Origin of the sequence: Flavobacterium collinsii, from assembly GCF_946903285.1 — a bacterium.
GTDB lineage: Bacteria > Bacteroidota > Bacteroidia > Flavobacteriales > Flavobacteriaceae > Flavobacterium > Flavobacterium collinsii.
The window spans coordinates 4,540,665-4,563,199 of sequence record NZ_OX336425.1 but is presented as its reverse complement, the minus strand read 5'-3'; the positions used below and the strand labels follow the sequence as shown (position 1 = coordinate 4,563,199).

8 protein-coding genes and 1 pseudogene are annotated in these 22,535 nt (G+C 36.5%); 7 read left to right on the top strand and 2 right to left on the bottom strand.

Going from position 1 to position 22,535, the window contains the following annotated elements:
• Positions 1 to 112: 112 nt before the first annotated feature.
• Together OGZ34_RS18590 and OGZ34_RS18585 are read left to right on the top strand one after the other, a co-directional pair.
• On the top strand, positions 113 to 898 hold the full coding sequence (locus OGZ34_RS18590) for a glycosyltransferase family 2 protein (RefSeq protein ID WP_263361289.1): 786 nt from the start codon (positions 113 to 115) through the stop codon (positions 896 to 898).
• 1,903 nt (positions 899 to 2,801) lie between these two features.
• Positions 2,802 to 2,975, top strand: a complete 174-nt coding sequence (locus tag OGZ34_RS18585; RefSeq protein ID WP_263361288.1) for a hypothetical protein — start codon at positions 2,802 to 2,804, stop codon at positions 2,973 to 2,975.
• A gap of 280 nt (positions 2,976 to 3,255) precedes the next feature.
• Here the strand turns inward: OGZ34_RS18585 and OGZ34_RS18580 are convergent, their stop codons facing one another.
• Together OGZ34_RS18580 and OGZ34_RS18575 are read right to left on the bottom strand one after the other, a co-directional pair.
• Entirely contained in the window at positions 3,256 to 4,221 is a 966-nt protein-coding gene (locus OGZ34_RS18580; RefSeq protein WP_263361287.1) for an IS1595 family transposase, read from the bottom strand.
• Positions 4,222 to 4,233: 12 nt separating this feature from the next.
• Complete coding sequence (locus OGZ34_RS18575) at positions 4,234 to 4,497, bottom strand: hypothetical protein (protein ID WP_263361286.1); 264 nt, start codon at positions 4,495 to 4,497, stop codon at positions 4,234 to 4,236.
• A gap of 151 nt (positions 4,498 to 4,648) precedes the next feature.
• Here OGZ34_RS18575 and OGZ34_RS18570 point away from each other — a divergent pair.
• The 5 genes and pseudogenes from OGZ34_RS18570 to OGZ34_RS18550 all read left to right on the top strand — a co-directional run bounded on the left by OGZ34_RS18570 (position 4,649) and on the right by OGZ34_RS18550 (position 22,522).
• Positions 4,649 to 5,314 (top strand): annotated as a pseudogene (locus tag OGZ34_RS18570) (IS6 family transposase).
• Positions 5,315 to 5,981: 667 nt separating this feature from the next.
• Positions 5,982 to 15,971, top strand: coding sequence for a DUF7507 domain-containing protein (locus OGZ34_RS18565; RefSeq protein ID WP_263361285.1), 9,990 nt, complete (start codon positions 5,982 to 5,984; stop codon positions 15,969 to 15,971).
• Positions 15,972 to 16,027: 56 nt separating this feature from the next.
• Complete coding sequence (locus OGZ34_RS18560) at positions 16,028 to 16,933, top strand: PorP/SprF family type IX secretion system membrane protein (protein WP_263361284.1); 906 nt, start codon at positions 16,028 to 16,030, stop codon at positions 16,931 to 16,933.
• Positions 16,934 to 16,944: 11 nt separating this feature from the next.
• Positions 16,945 to 18,885: an OmpA family protein gene (locus OGZ34_RS18555; protein ID WP_263361283.1), complete on the top strand. Its 1,941-nt coding sequence runs from the start codon at positions 16,945 to 16,947 to the stop codon at positions 18,883 to 18,885.
• A gap of 1,852 nt (positions 18,886 to 20,737) precedes the next feature.
• A complete protein-coding gene (locus tag OGZ34_RS18550; protein ID WP_263361282.1) occupies positions 20,738 to 22,522 on the top strand; it encodes a T9SS type A sorting domain-containing protein in 1,785 nt (594 codons plus the stop codon).
• The last annotated feature ends 13 nt before the right edge of the window (positions 22,523 to 22,535 follow it).

Below are 22,535 nucleotides of genomic sequence, written 5' to 3'. Positions count from 1 at the left end.
AGATTTTGTGATTAAACATTGTAATAAGTATATTTAATATAGCTAATGGTAAATTGCAATTAATTATGAATCTAAACTAAAATTGAGAAAGGAGTTTAAATTATAAAAGAATATGAAGATTAGTGGGCTGGTAATAACCTATAATGAAGAAAAAAACATTGCTAAATGTATTGAAGCATTATTTAGAATTTGTGACGAAGTAATTGTAATAGATTCTTTCAGTAAAGATAATACAGTGAGAATTGCAGAAGAAAAAGGTGCTAAAGTGATTATGCAGTATTTTTTAGGTGATGGGCCTCAGAGAATTTTTGGTCTCTCTTATTGTAAAAATGATTGGATTCTAAATTTGGATGCCGATGAGATTTTGGCTGAAGATGCTGAGAAATTTATATTGTCAGGAAAATACGAGAATCAGGATTATGATGTTTATGCTTTTTGTTTGTATAATTATTTGGGGGATAAGCTTATTAATTTTGCAGGTTGGTATCCTGATAAAACTTCACGATTTTTTAACAAAAAAACAGCCTCTCCGTCAAAAGATTTCGTTCATCAGAAGGTTTTAGGAAACAATAAAATACATGTGAAAGTTCATATTAATCATTATGCGTGGGAGAATTTTGATCAATTCATTGCAAAGAAAAACTTGTATTCGACTTGGAATGCCCAACAACTTTTTGATCGGAATAAAAGAGTCAACAGCTTTAAGCCAATATTAAATGGTATGGTATCTTTTTTCCGATGTTATTTTTTTAAAAAAGGTTTTTTACATGGGTTGGATGGTCTTACCTTTTCGATAGTTCAGGGTTTTTTTTCTTACATGAAATATGCTAAACTTTTAAAACTTCAATATGAGGATAGTAGAAAAAATGATATGAATATGTACCTTAAAAATACTTAAATTCTATAAACTTTCTTTATATAAAGAGTTTTAAAGAGGGCTATGTCATCAAATTAGCTAGTGCTTTTTCTGAAAGTAGTTTCTGTTTAATTATTTCAAAGATAAACTTTGATTTTTGATTGGTTTTGTTTTTAAAAAACTAACATTCAGTTCTTTGGTTTCTATAGATTTTATTGTTAAGCTATTTTTGTTTTTTTTAAATGGATTTACTAAACCCAAGATAGATATCGGCAGGAAGATAAATTGTTTAATGATTCATAATTATGTTTGTTATTGTTTCAGTACTCAAATCTTTTCTAATTTATATGTTAGCCAGAACCATTATACGATATCAATTTTGTCTTTGACCTGATAACCAGTTTAGTCTTTGCAATGCCTTTATTTTTTTCTTTTTACATTTTTGCCTTCATGTAAATTACGACTTCAAATGTCGGATGTAATGATGTTAATAGAGTAGACGCTTACTAGTATTATCAATCCTCATTCTAGGATTTAAAAGTAAGTAAAATTGATTAACCACTTCTGATGAATAAAGTCTGTTTTTATTGGTAGATTAATGGGGGTATTTAGTAGATATGTGTTGGATTATTGATTAATTTTATTGTCTTTAAAATTCTTTACAAAATTGGTTTGGAGATAAATATTTGATGCTTATAGGTTATTTTTAAATTAATTCCCTTGGAGACAGTTTTGGATAATTCTGGATAATGCTCCGTGTAAGATTCTTTTGTTCTTCTTGGATATAATTCTTGGTCTATTTGAGGTTGGCTTATTAACCGTTAATTCTTCAACTGAGTAGCTAGCGTAAGTACTATGCTAAAATAATTTATAAGGGAAAAGAGAAAACTAATAATTATTTTAGTCTGATAGCAGACGACTATTCTAGAAAAAAGAATTCAAGGCAATTTTTTATTTATCACAATAAAAACAGTATTATGTTTAATGTATAAGGTGTTGTTATTTATTTATGATGAATTAAAGAGAAGGGAAAGATGAATATTAACTGGTGTAGAAAATACTTTTTTTTATTTTAAAAAATAAAAATTATTAAAAAGTCCCATACTAGGCAGCATGGGACTTTTTGTTTAAATTCAAATCTTCCAAATTTAAATTTGTTTAGGGGGCAAAACTACAGTAAATATAGTGAAATTAATTTATGGTTTTAAAAAAAAGTATTGTAATTGTATCAAGACCGATGAAGTTACTGCTTTATTTAATACATAAGTAACTTTAATATTTTATTTAATCAATAAATAGTTTGTGCTATGTTTGGGAAAGATTGATTTTAAAACAGTGGACAGCAACAGTAATTTTCAATTCAGACTTGATCAATCAAAATTATAGTTATTATTAGTTATAATAGGTATTATTTTTTTAGTAATATTTGAACTTAAGTCTGTTAACTCTTGATCTTCCACAAAAAAAACATTTTCCTAATTTTTAGACACCTTTTTGAGTTCATTTATACTGCTCACTTTCATTCAGAATTAGGAGCTCACTTTGTCCAGAATATCCACACTATGAACATAATTACTTGGTTCGTTTAAATCTTTATATGTGGTTGCAAAACAACTTTTGGTGCAATACTGTAAATACTATCTCTATTACCAGTTACAAAATGCCATTTATTAGATATTCTGTCACTTTAGTATAAGCTTTAAGTCTTTTGACAGTATCGTGTTCTGGGTCTATAGTGTGTGATAGGAATAGTATGTTTGAATTGTTTTGGAAATTCTATAAACACTTGTTAGCGGTTCGTTCTTTTTTATGTTTGATTTCATCATCATATACATTAGGAAGTGGGAATGGAAAAGTTGGTTCTCAAGAACTTACAAAAACTGAACAAGGACAACAAATTGAAAAAGGTCAGGGATCAGGAAATAGACCAAAAAGAGATTAATTTATGAGTAAAGAAAAAGATAAAAATAAAAATAAGAATGAGAGTGTAAAGCCTAACGTTAAAAAGAATGTTGTTGCATCAGCAGAATCTATAAGTAAAAGGTCACAGGCAACAAAAGAAGGTTGGAGTAAGATTGACATAAAAGGTTTGGGCGCTGGGACAAGACCTAAAAAATAAAAGCCAAAACTACATATTATTGTGGAGTTTTGCACATATTACTATTTACTTCTCTTTGTTGGAACTTTTATAGTTTCTACTTGAGTCGTTTTGGGATTCTTTTTAGCCTTTTCAATTGGTATAAATTTTCCACTTTCTGAATCTCTGCCAATTTTTCTTGTGGTTTCTTTCTTTGCCTTAGTTGATGAGTTTAATTTGAATTAATTAGGAAGACAATTTATACTTAAAAACGTTATTAACATCAAGTATTAATACCTGATTTTTTAAATCATTGATGTAATTAAACCTTTGCAATCAACTCCTTGTATCTTAATCTTTCATCACTGTTAATCAACGTAAAGTTAAACTGTTCTCCCAAGGGCATTTTGCTGATGTTATAGCGGTAGGCAAATTCATCACAATAACGATGTAAATGCTTTTTACTTGTAAAATGATATATCCCGATGATACCTCGTTTTAAAATCCCCCAAAACCCATCAATTCCAATAGTATGGTAAGCTCCTACCTTATATAATCCTAAGTTATGTTGGATAACTTTATGGCTATAATACTTATCTAATCCACGGTACCCTTTCCATCCATCACTTACAATAGTAGAGCCTTCTTTAACTTTCCCATCGATGATACCTTTAAGAGTTGCGCCTGAAGTATCCCCCACAACTTTAGTGTATACAATTCCATTGTTAAGCATTACAAATACGGGTGTTTTTGTTTTAGGACTTCTACCCTGTGTATTAGGAATCTTTTTCCCTTTACTACGATTTTTATTTTTTCCTCCGACAAAAGTTTCATCAACTTGGGTAATACCATCAAATTCAAAATCGTCTCTCATTCGAACTGAATTCCGAATTCTGCTTAACATAAACCAAGCAGTTTTTTGAGTAACTTCTATTTCTCTCATGAGTTGATAGCTACTAATACCTTTCTTACTTGTTATAAATTTAAAAATAGCTAAGAACCATTTGTCTAAGGGAATAGTTGATTTTTCAAAGATTGTACCTATTGTAACACTAAATGGCAGTCGACAATCTTTGCATTTATAGTAACCTTTATCTTCACCTCTTTTCTTAATTCGATAATGATTATCACGTTGGCTTCCACAATGAGGACAAATAGGTTCTCCATTCCAACGTAATTTTTCTAGGTGTTCGCGACATGCTTTATCATTGTTTAATGTCTTACCCATGTCGTATACAGATTTGAAAATCTGTGCAGTATTAAGTTTAATATCAGGATGTTTACGCATCTTTGTTTTATTTTAAATAATACTTTTTGGTGTTGTAAGTAAGGTTTTTCTTTTATTTTTTCGACGAGTTGTTAACAATTTTATTCGGTCAGGGAACCTAACAAAGATTGGTTTAGGAAGTACTATTCCACATTGAACTAGAATTTTGTTTAAAAAATCTTCGCAGGTTTCTTGTAATGCAGTTGGTTCTAAATCTGGGTAGATTTCTTCATAGTCAACATGTGAGAAATCGTATGCATCGTAGCAAGAAGTGAAGTCATATTTAATGGAAGCCATAATTTTAGATTTAAAAATTCTGGCTAATTCAACAATGTTTAAAAATGAAATCAGTCTGATTTGAAAAGTTGAAATAGACTATGTAAATCAGGAAGGGTTCTGTCGCATCTATGATTAAGTTTTATCTTTGGTTTTTCAAAACTAATAAAAAATGAATACCAAAGGTCATTGTTATCCAAAATACGTAATCCTGCAGGCAGTGTATTTTAAATTACGATTTACACTTAGCTATCGTGACGTTGAAGAAATAATGAAAATTAGGGGTGTGATTGTTGATCATGCCACGATCCAACGCTGGGTTTATAAGTTTATGCCTTTCATTGAGGCAGAGATGAAGAATAGAAAAGCCAGAGTGGGGAAGAGTTGAAGAATGGATGAGACGTATATTAAAGTAAAAGGAATTTGGTGTTATTTATATAGGGCAGTAGATAAATCAGGCAATACGGTTGACTTCCTTCTGACCAGAAAAAGACAAAGAATGAGCGCTCAGTCTTTTCTAATTAAAGCAATTATTAATAACTACCGGCCAAGAGTAATAAATATTGATAAAAGCGGTTCTAATACCGCAGCAATTAAAGTTTATAATAGGTGTTCTTTCTCAAAGATTAAAATTCGGCAGTGTAAATATCTCAACAATATTGTCGAACAGGACCATCGGTTCATCAAGTGGCGCATCCAAAACGGATTAGGTTTTAAAAGTTTTGAATCGGTCAAACGGACGTTAAGCGGAATTGAAGTAGTGCATATGCTTAGAAAGAATCAAATGGTTGGACCGGGGATATCGATGTTTAAATCATTCTGTAAATTGGCGGGTTAACTTTTAAATTACTTAAATTTTTATATTTGATTCTGACAGATGTGACAGAACCCTTCCAAGTCGTCTATGCATGTGCTCCAAGGAAATTGGTCGTCATCCCAAATTTCTAAAATTTCATTTAAATCAGTTTGTATTTGACCAAATCTTTCCAGTGTTACAATAATAGAAAATGAGCTATGATAATTTTTTGTTTTAACGTCTAATAAGTGTTTTTGAAGCTTTTGGTCTTTGTAAATCTTTAAAATTTCTTTATCTATGAACTTACTTTACACACGGTAGGTCTCAGTATTATGAAGTATTTTCTTGTTAATGAGATGAGGGTATCCCTATAATTATTGAATGTCCATTGTTAGTTTGATTTTTTTTAAATAAAAAAAGAAAATTTCTCTTTTTTATTTGTAGGTTTATAATATAATATTAAGTTTTTTTTTGTCGGATTTTTTCTCCCTTAATAAAACCAATTTATAATTTATCTCGTATTTTAATTTGATATTCAATTTTTAATTAAAATTTCTATAGCATGAATAATTTTACACTCATTAATTCTGTAATTAAAAGTTTGTTATTGATTTTGTATTTTCTTTTTAGTAAAGTACTATTAAGTTTTCAGAAAATATTACAATTTAATTTCGTATCTTATTTTGTAATAATAATTTTTATTTTTAGCATGTCAGCTTCCATGTATGCTCAAGCTACCATTACAACAAATCCATCAAATTTGCAGATAAATACTGCTTTAAATGGCCCTGGAATAGTAATTGTTGGTGGAACATTGTCGGGAGCAGCAACCGCTGCAACATTGCGTGCAAATCAAGTTGCTACCTTTTCGAATGGGGTCAGTGGCGCTGGTTTACAGATACCGAGTGGTGCGTATTTTACTACAGGGAATGCCCCTTTTGAATTAGCAAACAGAAATACTGATATCCAAAAAAGTTTTAACCCTGCTGGTGCTACAACAGTATCAGATCCTAACTTATCTACAATTGATCCTACTGCGACGCGTGACTTAGTATCTTATTCTTTTACAATAACTTTAGCGCCAAATGTTTCGGGACTGCTTTTTAGCTATCAATTTGGTTCAGAAGAGTATCCAGATTATGTAGGTTCTAATTTTGATGATGCTTTTGGTTTTTTTGTTTCGGGGCCTGGTATTTCTGGAGTTCAGAATTTCGCAACATTGCCAAATGGTAGTGCCACATCAATAAATAAGGTAAATGCTGGTATTCCTGGATTTAACTCACCGGCAACACCTGTCCCTGCATACGATGGTTCTCAATCTGCTTTGTATATTAATAATGGTCATATTACAACTATTACTGGAGGTAAATACAATCTGAATGCAGCGCCTCAACCAGGACCTTTCCCAATTTTTACAGAACATAATGGTTTAACAAAGTCGATAAAGAAATCTATTATTGGCTTAACTCCTGGTGGAACTTATACTTTTAAAGTTGTAATTGCTGACGCTGGTGATGCATCGTTGGATTCGGGTGTTTTTTTAGATATTGTAGAGGGTATAATTTCTGCCGATCTCTCTGTTTCTAAAACTGTAAGTAACCCAAGTCCTAATGTTGGAAGTAATGTTGTTTTTACACTCACAGCAGGCAATACTGGTCCTGGTAATGCACCAAACACCAAGGTTACTGATCTGTTACCAGCGGGTTATACTTTTGTGTCGGCTACGCCAAGTGTTGGGACATACGATTCCTCGACAGGAGTTTGGGATATTGGTTTATTAAATATAGGCTCTTCCCCAACTTTGCAAATTACTGCTAACGTAAAAGCTGCAGGTCCTTATTTAAATAGTGCTTCTATAGCATCTCCAGATATTGCAGATCCTACCCCTGGAAATAATACCTCTAGTGTTACCCCAACCCCGGTTGCGCAGTCTAATGTTGGTATAACCAAAACCGCAAGTAGTGCTACGCCTAATGTTGGCAGTAATGTTACTTTTACTTTAACAGCAACCAATGCAGGTCCAAGCAACGCAACAGGAGTAAGTGTAACGGATATTTTACCTTCCGGTTATACTTTTGTAAGTTCCAGCACAGCTTCAGGAACCTATACAAGTGGAACTGGAATCTGGGCCATTGGTACTTTAGCCAATGGAGCTAATGCTACCTTATCTATCATTGCCACAGTCAATGCCTCTGGAACGTATACCAACAGTGCGAGTATAACTGCCAATGAAGCAGATCCTACCCCTGGAAATAATACCTCTAGTGTTACCCCAACCCCGGTTGCGCAGTCTAATGTTGGTATAACCAAAACCGCAAGTAGTGCTACGCCTAATGTTGGCAGTAATGTTACTTTTACTTTAACAGCAACCAATGCAGGTCCAAGCAACGCAACAGGAGTAAGTGTAACGGATATTTTACCTTCCGGTTATACTTTTGTAAGTTCCAGCACAGCTTCAGGAACCTATACAAGTGGAACTGGAATCTGGGCCATTGGTACTTTAGCCAATGGAGCTAATGCTACCTTATCTATCATTGCCACAGTCAATGCCTCTGGAACGTATACCAACAGTGCGAGTATAACTGCCAATGAAGCAGATCCTACCCCTGGAAATAATACCTCTAGTGTTACCCCAACCCCGGTTGCGCAGTCTAATGTTGGTATAACCAAAACCGCAAGTAGTGCTACGCCTAATGTTGGCAGTAATGTTACTTTTACTTTAACAGCAACCAATGCAGGTCCAAGCAACGCAACAGGAGTAAGTGTAACGGATATTTTACCTTCCGGTTATACTTTTGTAAGTTCCAGCACAGCTTCAGGAACCTATACAAGTGGAACTGGAATCTGGGCCATTGGTACTTTAGCCAATGGAGCTAATGCTACCTTATCTATCATTGCCACAGTCAATGCCTCTGGAACGTATACCAACAGTGCGAGTATAACTGCCAATGAAGCAGATCCTACCCCTGGAAATAATACCTCTAGTGTTACCCCAACCCCGGTTGCGCAGTCTAATGTTGGTATAACCAAAACCGCAAGTAGTGCTACGCCTAATGTTGGCAGTAATGTTACTTTTACTTTAACAGCAACCAATGCAGGTCCAAGCAACGCAACAGGAGTAAGTGTAACGGATATTTTACCTTCCGGTTATACTTTTGTAAGTTCCAGCACAGCTTCAGGAACCTATACAAGTGGAACTGGAATCTGGGCCATTGGTACTTTAGCCAATGGAGCTAATGCTACCTTATCTATCATTGCCACAGTCAATGCCTCTGGAACGTATACCAACAGTGCGAGTATAACTGCCAATGAAGCAGATCCTACCCCTGGAAATAATACCTCTAGTGTTACCCCAACCCCGGTTGCGCAGTCTAATGTTGGTATAACCAAAACCGCAAGTAGTGCTACGCCTAATGTTGGCAGTAATGTTACTTTTACTTTAACAGCAACCAATGTAGGTCCAAGCAACGCAACAGGAGTAAGTGTAACGGATATTTTACCTTCCGGTTATACTTTTGTAAGTTCCAGCACAGCTTCAGGAACCTATACAAGTGGAACTGGAATCTGGGCCATTGGTACTTTAGCCAATGGAGCTAATGCTACCTTATCTATCATTGCCACAGTCAATGCCTCTGGAACGTATACCAACAGTGCGAGTATAACTGCCAATGAAGCAGATCCTACCCCTGGAAATAATACCTCTAGTGTTACCCCAACCCCGGTTGCGCAGTCTAATGTTGGTATAACCAAAACCGCAAGTAGTGCTACGCCTAATGTTGGCAGTAATGTTACTTTTACTTTAACAGCAACCAATGCAGGTCCAAGCAACGCAACAGGAGTAAGTGTAACGGATATTTTACCTTCCGGTTATACTTTTGTAAGTTCCAGCACAGCTTCAGGAACCTATACAAGTGGAACTGGAATCTGGGCCATTGGTACTTTAGCCAATGGAGCTAATGCTACCTTATCTATCATTGCCACAGTCAATGCCTCTGGAACGTATACCAACAGTGCGAGTATAACTGCCAATGAAGCAGATCCTACCCCTGGAAATAATACCTCTAGTGTTACCCCAACCCCGGTTGCGCAGTCTAATGTTGGTATAACCAAAACCGCAAGTAGTGCTACGCCTAATGTTGGCAGTAATGTTACTTTTACTTTAACAGCAACCAATGCAGGTCCAAGCAACGCAACAGGAGTAAGTGTAACGGATATTTTACCTTCCGGTTATACTTTTGTAAGTTCCAGCACAGCTTCAGGAACCTATACAAGTGGAACTGGAATCTGGGCCATTGGTACTTTAGCCAATGGAGCTAATGCTACCTTATCTATCATTGCCACAGTCAATGCCTCTGGAACGTATACCAACAGTGCGAGTATAACTGCCAATGAAGCAGATCCTACCCCTGGAAATAATACCTCTAGTGTTACCCCAACCCCGGTTGCGCAGTCTAATGTTGGTATAACCAAAACCGCAAGTAGTGCTACGCCTAATGTTGGCAGTAATGTTACTTTTACTTTAACAGCAACCAATGCAGGTCCAAGCAACGCAACAGGAGTAAGTGTAACGGATATTTTACCTTCCGGTTATACTTTTGTAAGTTCCAGCACAGCTTCAGGAACCTATACAAGTGGAACTGGAATCTGGGCCATTGGTACTTTAGCCAATGGAGCTAATGCTACCTTATCTATCATTGCCACAGTCAATGCCTCTGGAACGTATACCAACAGTGCGAGTATAACTGCCAATGAAGCAGATCCTACCCCTGGAAATAATACCTCTAGTGTTACCCCAACCCCGGTTGCGCAGTCTAATGTTGGTATAACCAAAACCGCAAGTAGTGCTACGCCTAATGTTGGCAGTAATGTTACTTTTACTTTAACAGCAACCAATGCAGGTCCAAGCAACGCAACAGGAGTAAGTGTAACGGATATTTTACCTTCCGGTTATACTTTTGTAAGTTCCAGCACAGCTTCAGGAACCTATACAAGTGGAACTGGAATCTGGGCCATTGGTACTTTAGCCAATGGAGCTAATGCTACCTTATCTATCATTGCCACAGTCAATGCCTCTGGAACGTATACCAACAGTGCGAGTATAACTGCCAATGAAGCAGATCCTACCCCTGGAAATAATACCTCTAGTGTTACCCCAACCCCGGTTGCGCAGTCTAATGTTGGTATAACCAAAACCGCAAGTAGTGCTACGCCTAATGTTGGCAGTAATGTTACTTTTACTTTAACAGCAACCAATGTAGGTCCAAGCAACGCAACAGGAGTAAGTGTAACGGATATTTTACCTTCCGGTTATACTTTTGTAAGTTCCAGCACAGCTTCAGGAACCTATACAAGTGGAACTGGAATCTGGGCCATTGGTACTTTAGCCAATGGAGCTAATGCTACCTTATCTATCATTGCCACAGTCAATGCCTCTGGAACGTATACCAACAGTGCGAGTATAACTGCCAATGAAGCAGATCCTACCCCTGGAAATAATACCTCTAGTGTTACCCCAACCCCGGTTGCGCAGTCTAATGTTGGTATAACCAAAACCGCAAGTAGTGCTACGCCTAATGTTGGCAGTAATGTTACTTTTACTTTAACAGCAACCAATGCAGGTCCAAGCAACGCAACAGGAGTAAGTGTAACGGATATTTTACCTTCCGGTTATACTTTTGTAAGTTCCAGCACAGCTTCAGGAACCTATACAAGTGGAACTGGAATCTGGGCCATTGGTACTTTAGCCAATGGAGCTAATGCTACCTTATCTATCATTGCCACAGTCAATGCCTCTGGAACGTATACCAACAGTGCGAGTATAACTGCCAATGAAGCAGATCCTACCCCTGGAAATAATACCTCTAGTGTTACCCCAACCCCGGTTGCGCAGTCTAATGTTGGTATAACCAAAACCGCAAGTAGTGCTACGCCTAATGTTGGCAGTAATGTTACTTTTACTTTAACAGCAACCAATGCAGGTCCAAGCAACGCAACAGGAGTAAGTGTAACGGATATTTTACCTTCCGGTTATACTTTTGTAAGTTCCAGCACAGCTTCAGGAACCTATACAAGTGGAACTGGAATCTGGGCCATTGGTACTTTAGCCAATGGAGCTAATGCTACCTTATCTATCATTGCCACAGTCAATGCCTCTGGAACGTATACCAACAGTGCGAGTATAACTGCCAATGAAGCAGATCCTACCCCTGGAAATAATACCTCTAGTGTTACCCCAACCCCGGTTGCGCAGTCTAATGTTGGTATAACCAAAACCGCAAGTAGTGCTACGCCTAATGTTGGCAGTAATGTTACTTTTACTTTAACAGCAACCAATGCAGGTCCAAGCAACGCAACAGGAGTAAGTGTAACGGATATTTTACCTTCCGGTTATACTTTTGTAAGTTCCAGCACAGCTTCAGGAACCTATACAAGTGGAACTGGAATCTGGGCCATTGGTACTTTAGCCAATGGAGCTAATGCTACCTTATCTATCATTGCCACAGTCAATGCCTCTGGAACGTATACCAACAGTGCGAGTATAACTGCCAATGAAGCAGATCCTACCCCTGGAAATAATACCTCTAGTGTTACCCCAACCCCGGTTGCGCAGTCTAATGTTGGTATAACCAAAACCGCAAGTAGTGCTACGCCTAATGTTGGCAGTAATGTTACTTTTACTTTAACAGCAACCAATGCAGGTCCAAGCAACGCAACAGGAGTAAGTGTAACGGATATTTTACCTTCCGGTTATACTTTTGTAAGTTCCAGCACAGCTTCAGGAACCTATACAAGTGGAACTGGAATCTGGGCCATTGGTACTTTAGCCAATGGAGCTAATGCTACCTTATCTATCATTGCCACAGTCAATGCCTCTGGAACGTATACCAACAGTGCGAGTATAACTGCCAATGAAGCAGATCCTACCCCTGGAAATAATACCTCTAGTGTTACCCCAACCCCGGTTGCGCAGTCTAATGTTGGTATAACCAAAACCGCAAGTAGTGCTACGCCTAATGTTGGCAGTAATGTTACTTTTACTTTAACAGCAACCAATGCAGGTCCAAGCAACGCAACAGGAGTAAGTGTAACGGATATTTTACCTTCCGGTTATACTTTTGTAAGTTCCAGCACAGCTTCAGGAACCTATACAAGTGGAACTGGAATCTGGGCCATTGGTACTTTAGCCAATGGAGCTAATGCTACCTTATCTATCATTGCCACAGTCAATGCCTCTGGAACGTATACCAACAGTGCGAGTATAACTGCCAATGAAGCAGATCCTACCCCTGGAAATAATACCTCTAGTGTTACCCCAACCCCGGTTGCGCAGTCTAATGTTGGTATAACCAAAACCGCAAGTAGTGCTACGCCTAATGTTGGCAGTAATGTTACTTTTACTTTAACAGCAACCAATGCAGGTCCAAGCAACGCAACAGGAGTAAGTGTAACGGATATTTTACCTTCCGGTTATACTTTTGTAAGTTCCAGCACAGCTTCAGGAACCTATACAAGTGGAACTGGAATCTGGGCCATTGGTACTTTAGCCAATGGAGCTAATGCTACCTTATCTATCATTGCCACAGTCAATGCCTCTGGAACGTATACCAACAGTGCGAGTATAACTGCCAATGAAGCAGATCCTACCCCTGGAAATAATACCTCTAGTGTTACCCCAACCCCGGTTGCGCAGTCTAATGTTGGTATAACCAAAACCGCAAGTAGTGCTACGCCTAATGTTGGCAGTAATGTTACTTTTACTTTAACAGCAACCAATGCAGGTCCAAGCAACGCAACAGGAGTAAGTGTAACGGATATTTTACCTTCCGGTTATACTTTTGTAAGTTCCAGCACAGCTTCAGGAACCTATACAAGTGGAACTGGAATCTGGGCCATTGGTACTTTAGCCAATGGAGCTAATGCTACCTTATCTATCATTGCCACAGTCAATGCCTCTGGAACGTATACCAACAGTGCGAGTATAACTGCCAATGAAGCAGATCCTACCCCTGGAAATAATACCTCTAGTGTTACCCCAACCCCGGTTGCGCAGTCTAATGTTGGTATAACCAAAACCGCAAGTAGTGCTACGCCTAATGTTGGCAGTAATGTTACTTTTACTTTAACAGCAACCAATGCAGGTCCAAGCAACGCAACAGGAGTAAGTGTAACGGATATTTTACCTTCCGGTTATACTTTTGTAAGTTCCAGCACAGCTTCAGGAACCTATACAAGTGGAACTGGAATCTGGGCCATTGGTACTTTAGCCAATGGAGCTAATGCTACCTTATCTATCATTGCCACAGTCAATGCCTCTGGAACGTATACCAACAGTGCGAGTATAACTGCCAATGAAGCAGATCCTACCCCTGGAAATAATACCTCTAGTGTTACCCCAACCCCGGTTGCGCAGTCTAATGTTGGTATAACCAAAACCGCAAGTAGTGCTACGCCTAATGTTGGCAGTAATGTTACTTTTACTTTAACAGCAACCAATGCAGGTCCAAGCAACGCAACAGGAGTAAGTGTAACGGATATTTTACCTTCCGGTTATACTTTTGTAAGTTCCAGCACAGCTTCAGGAACCTATACAAGTGGAACTGGAATCTGGGCCATTGGTACTTTAGCCAATGGAGCTAATGCTACCTTATCTATCATTGCCACAGTCAATGCCTCTGGAACGTATACCAACAGTGCGAGTATAACTGCCAATGAAGCAGATCCTACCCCTGGAAATAATACCTCTAGTGTTACCCCAACCCCGGTTGCGCAGTCTAATGTTGGTATAACCAAAACCGCAAGTAGTGCTACGCCTAATGTTGGCAGTAATGTTACTTTTACTTTAACAGCAACCAATGTAGGTCCAAGCAACGCAACAGGAGTAAGTGTAACGGATATTTTACCTTCCGGTTATACTTTTGTAAGTTCCAGCACAGCTTCAGGAACCTATACAAGTGGAACTGGAATCTGGGCCATTGGTACTTTAGCCAATGGAGCTAATGCTACCTTATCTATCATTGCCACAGTCAATGCCTCTGGAACGTATACCAACAGTGCGAGTATAACTGCCAATGAAGCAGATCCTACCCCTGGAAATAATACCTCTAGTGTTACCCCAACACCAATAAATATAATTGCTGCTCTTACAGAGACTACAGCTTCAATTAACGGCAATAGTGGCGGTATTACGCCAGCACTTACAGCCAATGATACATTGAATGGCAATCCGGTTGTGATTGGCACCAATGCAGGAGAAGTAACCCTAACAGGGGTTAGCGTACCATCAGGTTTGACTTTAAATGCAGACGGTACAGTTACAGTTGCTGCCAATACGCCTGCAGGAAATTATACGGTTACCTACACGATATGCGAAGTAACCAATACATCTAACTGCAGCACGGTATCGAGTACCGTTGTGGTTAGTGCTGCTAGTATTGCTGCTCTTACAGAGACTACAGCTTCAATCAATGGTAATGCGGGCGGTACTACGCCAGCCTTGACGGCCAATGATACCTTGAATGGCAATCCAGTTGTGATTGGTACCGGTGCAGGAGAAGTAACTCTAACAGGAGTGAACGTACCGTCAGGCTTGACTTTAAATGTAGATGGAACAGTTACAGTTGCTGCCAATACGCCAGCAGGAAATTATACGGTTACCTACACGATATGCGAAGTAACCAATACGTCTAACTGCAGTACAGTCAAGTCAATTATTATTGTCGGACAATCTTCTCTGGACGCAATTGAAGATGATTTTACAACTTATCCAATCAATGGTACCAATGGAGGTACTACACAAACAGTATTTGGGAATGATTTGTATAATGGAAAATCTTTAAATGCTTTAGATGTTGATTTACAGTTTATTGGTGTCGTTCTGAAAGGTTTTAGCTTAAATCCAAACGGAACAATAACAATAGCTCCAAACACTATAGGAGGAAACTATCTGTTAAAGTATCAAATTTGTGATAAATTAAATTCAAATAATTGTAGCATAGCTAAGGTTTTTGTCTTCGTTGAAGTTCCATCAATTGCCTTGATTAAGACAGCGGTATTTAATGATGAAAACATGAATGGCAATGCAGATGCTGGAGAAACCATTACTTATAGTTTTGTTGTTACCAATACAGGAAATGTTAGGCTGACAAATATTTCGATTAAAGATCCGCTTCCTGGAATTGTTATAACGGGAGGTTTAATATCTCTGGCTCCCGGAGAAAGTGATAGTACAACTTTTAAAGCTGTTTACGCGATAAAACAAAGTGATATCAATGCTGGAAAAGTTTCTAATCAGGCCTTTGTAACAGGAGAGAATCCTTCAGGAATTATTGTAACTGATACTTCTGATAATACTGACAATCTAGGAGATAATCCAACAGTTTTATCAATCGAAGGTTGCGTAATAAAAGTCTTCAATGCAATATCTGCAAATGGGGATGATAAAAATGAAAGATTTTATATTCAGGGTATAGAATGTTATCCAGAGAATATTGTTGAGATTTACAATCGTTGGGGAGTTTTGGTATTCCAACGTGAGAATTATAACAATGAAGAGCGCGCTTTTAGAGGACTATCTGAAGGTCGAACAACAGTGACGCAATCGGACGGATTACCAGATGGTACGTATTATTATATTCTTAAATACAAAGACAGAGATTCCAACGCGCATCAGCAAGCGGGATATTTATACCTTACTAAGTAGTAATTAAACAAATGGCTTAGTCATAAAAAAACTAAGCCATTATAAAAGTAAAATACATGAGAAAAATAGTTTTAGTTTTTGTGTTATTTTCCGCTTTGGGATTTGCACAACAAGATGCCCAGTATACACAATACATGTATAACACTATTAATATAAACCCCGCATATGCGGGCTCAAGAGGAGCAATGAGCATTTTCGGGTTATATCGTACGCAGTGGGTTGGACTTGATGGAGCACCGGAAACGAGTAGTTTTTCGTTAAATACACCAATAAATAATAGTAATCTGGGACTCGGAGTTTCACTTATAAACGATAAGATAGGGCCTACCAATGAAAATACCTTCTCTGCTGATCTATCTTATACCATTCCTACATCTGAGACTTTCAAATTATCTTTTGGAGTTAAGGGAACAGCGAATTTATTTAATCTTGATATAAATAAATTAAATCCCGAATACCAGGGTGATCCTCAGTTTCAAGATTTGAATAATAAATTCTCTCCAAATATAGGGGCAGGAGTTTATTGGCATTCTGATAAAGCTTATATTGGTTTATCAGTTCCTAATTTCATCGAAACCAATAGGTACAGCGATAATGATTATGCTATTTTTAAGGATAGGATCAATTATTATCTTATAGCTGGTTATGTATTTGATTTAGATGCGTATATCAAATTTAAACCGGCAGTACTTACTAAAATGGTCGAAGGAGCACCACTGCAGGTTGATCTTTCGGCAAACTTTCTTTTTAATGAAAAATTTACAGTAGGAGTAGCTTATAGGTGGAGCGCGGCATTGAGTGCTATGGCTGGATTCCAGGTATCTGACGGTTTGTTTATAGGATACGCATACGACCGCGAAACTACAAGATTGAATAATTATAATTCAGGATCTCATGAAATATTCTTGCGATTTGAATTTTTAAATAATTATAGTCGAATAACCTCACCAAGATTCTTTTAAATCCTCACAAGATGAAAATTAAATATATAGCATCCACCATTTTTTTAGTGTTGATTTCACTAAAGTCAAGTGCACAAACAGCAAGCCAGAAGAAGGCAGACAAGGACTATGACCAATATGCCTATATTGACGCCATTTCAATCTACGAAAGAGTAGCTGAAAAAGGGTACAAAGACGAGAAAATATTTCAACGATTAGGCAATGCTTACTATTTTAACGGTGAGCTTACCAAAGCCGTAAAATGGTATGATGTCCTTTTTGAAATCAATAAAGAGCAAGAACCTGAATATTATTATCGGTATGCTCAAACTCTAAAGGCTACAGGAGATTATGCGAAAGCGGATAAAACCCTTGAAGTGTTTAATAAAAAAATCGCAACAGATAAAAGAGCGATACTATTTGAAAACAATAAAAACTACCTAGAGCAAATAAAAGCGAATTCAGGTCGATTTGAAATAGTCAATGCTGGGATAAACTCTACACAATCGGATTATGGAAGTGCTTATTATGACCAAAAATTAGTATTTGCTTCATCGAGAGATACTGGAGGTGTGGCTAAAAAAACATTTAAATGGACCAATAAATCTTTTACCAATTTATATTCTGCAGAATTAAAAGAGGATGGAACCTTAGGAAAACCAAAGCGATTTGAAAAGAAAATCAATTCAAAATTCAATGAATCGACACCCGTTTTTACAAAAGATGGAAAAACGATGTACTTTACCAGGAATAACTTTTTGGATGGAAAAAGAGGGAGAGATGACCAGAAAATCACCCTGTTAAAACTATATAAAGCAGAATTCGTTAATGGAAAATGGGTCAATGTAACTGAATTGCCATTTAACAGCAACCAATATAGCACAGCACATCCGGCATTAAGTATAGATGATAAGAAACTATATTTTGCATCAGATATGCCAGGCACTTTAGGCCAATCAGATTTGTTTAGTGTGACCATTAATAATGATGGAACTTTTGGAAAACCGGAAAACTTAGGTTCATCGATCAATACGGAAGGACGAGAAACCTTCCCGTTTATATCTGCAGACAATGAAATCTATTTTGCTAGTGATGGACGCCCAGGCTTAGGAGGACTTGATGTTTATGTTTCCAGAATCAATAACGAGGGTAACTTTACAGAAGTCGAAAATGTTGGAGCCCCAATTAATGGCAAACAAGATGATTTTGCATTTATCATCAATTGTGAAAACAGAAGAGGATTTTTCTCCTCTAACAGGGAAGGTGGAAACGGTAACGATGATATTTACGAGTTCATAGAAACAAGAAAACTGCTATGTGATCAGAAGTTGAAGGGAATAGTTGTTGATCAGGAAACTAACACAATACTTGATAATACCAAAGTAATCCTGTTGGATGAACAGTTTAAAACAATAGATGAAGTTGTAACGGGAAGAGACGGAAGTTATTCATTAAAAGTAAAGTGCAACACAATCTATTATGTAAGAGGCGCGAAACAAGATTATGAAACCAAGGAGATTCCAGTAACCATTAAAGGTCAAACAGGTGAAACGAGCCTAACAATACCATTAGAAAAAAGAATCAAGTCAATAGGTATAGGAACTGATTTGGCAAAAACACTTAATATTCCCATTATCTATTTTGATTTAGATAAATCTTTCATTCGTAAAGATGCCACTTTTGAACTGGAGAAAATCTTAGCGGTGATGAAGCAATATCCAAAGATGAAAATAGATGTTCGTTCGCATACTGACAGCAGACAAACAGCTGCATATAACATTGCTTTATCTAATAGAAGAGCTAAATCAACCATAGATTGGTTAGTTAAAAACGGTGTAACACCAAATAGATTGACCGGTAGAGGATATGGAGAGAGTCAGCTGGTAAATAACTGTTCCGATAGAGTAACTTGTACAGAAGCTGAACATCAGCTTAACAGAAGAAGTGAATTTATTATAGTTTCAATGGAGTAATATATTTTATAAAAAAAACTTAATTGAAGATTTTTGCTTATTATAATTAAAGTAAGGAAGCTGTCTTCTATGTTGAAAAACAAGTCCTATTCTTATGGATTGGAAAGTCCTGTAATGGTCCTCTGATAATGAAACCTTTTATTTTCAAACTGGCAGGTAAATTTTGGGAGCTCGTTGAGTGATACCAGCCACTTTTCCTGGACTACATTTTTAATTTAAATTTCTTCATTTTTTGTTAATCTGCTTAACAGCTGCAGGTAATCAGATACTATTGTTGTTTTTACGCTGTTTTTACTGCTACATTGTAAAGGGCAGAATCAAGGTGTTACTGCGCTTATTTTGTTACATAATTTATAGATGGAAGTATTTTTGATGGGGTAATTATCTCTGAAATCAAAGCAGGCACATTTAGCAGGCTTTATAAAACTTGCAGCTGTTCAAAAGGCGGTTTGGGTCAGCGGGGTCTGCCGGTAGTATTATGGTATTGCTGATGATCGGAATTCACCAGACAGCTGTTTTGGGTGATTTGGAGATCATTATTTTGCTGCTTGCAAAAATAATGCTTTTTCTTTTTTTGATTATACAAAAGGAGGACAGAGTTCCGCAGGGCTTGAATTAATCGGGTATTAAGGTCATCAGTTCGTAAGAGTTTTGCCGGAATTTAATTAGGAGTGGTCAGCATTGTCAATTGTATATAATATTAGTTTTTAGATTTAATATTTTTTTAGGAGCTCTTACCGCTATACGTTATAATCTTTTGTGCAGAACCCCTGCACAAAAGGATTTCACTTCTATCGGGGCTGAGGGCTGCTGATGAGCCCTGTTTTGTCTTGGAGAACTACAAATTCAAACCCAATTGTCGTACTTCTAATCAATACTTAATTCTCTTTTTTTTCAATAGACATGTCAGAATTCTTTCACAAAGCTATAATTACACAAAAATAAATAGGTTTTGCGGCATATACCTCCAGTTACAGTTGCTGTTAAAGCTAACATCGTAATGTTATCTTTAATTAAATTGTGAGTATTATTTAATGCCATTTATTTTTTTTCAAACATACAATAATTATAAAGATGTGCAAAAATTGGAAAAGTGGACTGAGCTTATTAATTTTTTTTGTAAAATAGTGTGTCCAGGTCTGCTCATACACTAGAGGTTAAATTGATCAAGGTAAAGTTTCGAACCTAAACTTGTTAGACCTTAGTTTTGCTGCATTCTTAATTGTTAAAAATAGTTTGTGCCACGATTCTGCCACAAAACTTGCACAGGTGAAATATCTTTAAAAACCGCCTTAGCTTTTTGTGGCAAAAACGGAGCCAACTCTATCTTCCGAAACAATGACCAATAAGTCCTAGGTTGGAATCATAAGTAAAAGTGCAATATTTAAGTTTTCAAAATTAGAATACAAAAAAAAATATATAAATAATTGTATATAAGGAATTTATTTGTAATTTCCAAAAAAAATACCCCTCTCATTCTGTAGGATTTTTTATATCTTTGAGAAAACAAATTACCAACCTTATTATAGTTATACTAAGAATAGAATAGTAAAAAAAATACAATTTAATCAATTTCACACCTCTTAATCCTAAGTAATATGAAAGTTAAATCGTTAAAATTGTTAGTAATTCTTCTTTTTATTTCATCTAATAACATAGCTGCTCCATCACCCCCGCAACCGCAATCAATACCTCCTCCAATTGGAGATCCTGTACCTATAGATAACGAAATTTCGATATTATTTTTAAGCGGAGTTATACTTGGAGCTTTTTTTTTAAATAAAAAAAGAACATCCTAAATATATAGTTTTAGTAAAAGAAATGCTATTAACCTCATTAAAAAGTTAAAGTAATGAAGATCATAATTCTACTTGTTTTCCTCTTGATTAATACAAAATGTATCTCGCAAGTTTATTTCAGTCCAAATACGAACATGTATGTAAAAAATGAAGTGCTATATGTTCAACAGGGAATCAACTTAACTTTGAATTCTAATCTGTATCTACGTAATAATTCACAATTGTTGCAAGGAACAACTGGGAATTCAATTAATACGGGACTGGGTACGTTGTCAGTTTATCAAAAGGGAACTTCAGATAATTTCGATTATAATTATTGGTGTTCACCTGTTGGAAGTGCAGCTAATTCATCCGGAAATGAAAACTTTGGTATTACAATGCTGAGCAGACCAACTACATCAATTGCTTCAGTTGCATCAACAATTTTACCTGTAAGTAATTCCGATGGAACTTCCAATCCTTTGGCAATAGCACCAAAATGGGTTTACAAACTCATAAATGCCAATAATTATTCGCAATGGGTTTTTGTTGGGGGATCAACAATATTAGCACCCGGCGAAGGTTTTTCTATGAAAGGAACAAGCGGAACTGATTCAACAGATCCTGAAGGGACTGGTGTTACTAATAATCCTGGCGGAGCCCAAAGATATGATTTTAGAGGAAAACCAAATGATGGTAACATTACTATTTCCTTAGGGGCTAATAATGCAACTTTAACCGGAAATCCATATCCTTCAGCTTTACATTTAAATGCTTTTCTCTTAGATCCTTCTAACGTAAATACTGGAGGCATTGCTTACTTCTGGGAGCAGGATAAGACAGTAAACTCACATACCTTAATAAACTACAGAGGGGGTTATGGAGCATATTCTCCAATTAGTTTAGTTTCTAATGGTGTATATGTACCAGCGACTTTCAACTCTTATAACCCGGATGGTTCAATAAACAATACCGGATTATCTTCCGGACTTCTAATACAAAGAAAATATTCTCCAATTGGTCAGGGATTTGTAATTAGTGCCAACGCTAGTGGAACAGCGACGTTTAAAAATGTCCATAGAGTATTTCACAAACAAGGAAGTGGTTTATCGCAGTTTGAAAAACAAATTTCTAAAGAAAAAAGCGCTAAAGAATTGGAAGTCACTGAGGAGATTTCATATTTGAAATTGAATGTTATAATCAATAATGAATTTACCAGGCAATTAGCCCTGGTATTTGTCTCGCGTGCAACAGATGGAATTGACATCGGTATTGATGCACCAGGTATGGATGAACTTCCCAATGATGTCAGCTTTTTAATAGAAAACAATAATTATATCATTCAGGGTGTAAATTTCAATCCTGCAAAAAAAATCCCCATAATCGTAAAAGCAACTACCAATACTACTTTTAAATTTAAGATTCCCGAGGTAATAAATTGGGATGCTTCACAAATGATTTACCTCTATGATGCACTGAATGATTCTTTTTATGACATAAAAAACGGTATGTATGAAGTTAATCTTGTGGAGGGAATCTACACAGATCGTTTTAAAATTACATTCAAAAACGATAAAACACTAAATACTATTGACAAAAACTATAATCCATTTTTCATTAATCAGGATAATATAAATAATAATTTAAAAGTATCGAATCCCGCAAATCTTTCTCTAAAAACGTTTAAACTATATGAAATAACCGGGAAAATTATTCTACATAAAGAAAATCTGGGAATAGAACAAAATTACACTTTTTCAACCAATGGATTAAGCAGTGGAATTTATATTGCCGAATTTTTAGCCCTAAATAATGAAAGATTCACGGAGAAAATCATCATTTTAAATTCTAAAAATTAAGAATAATTACTCA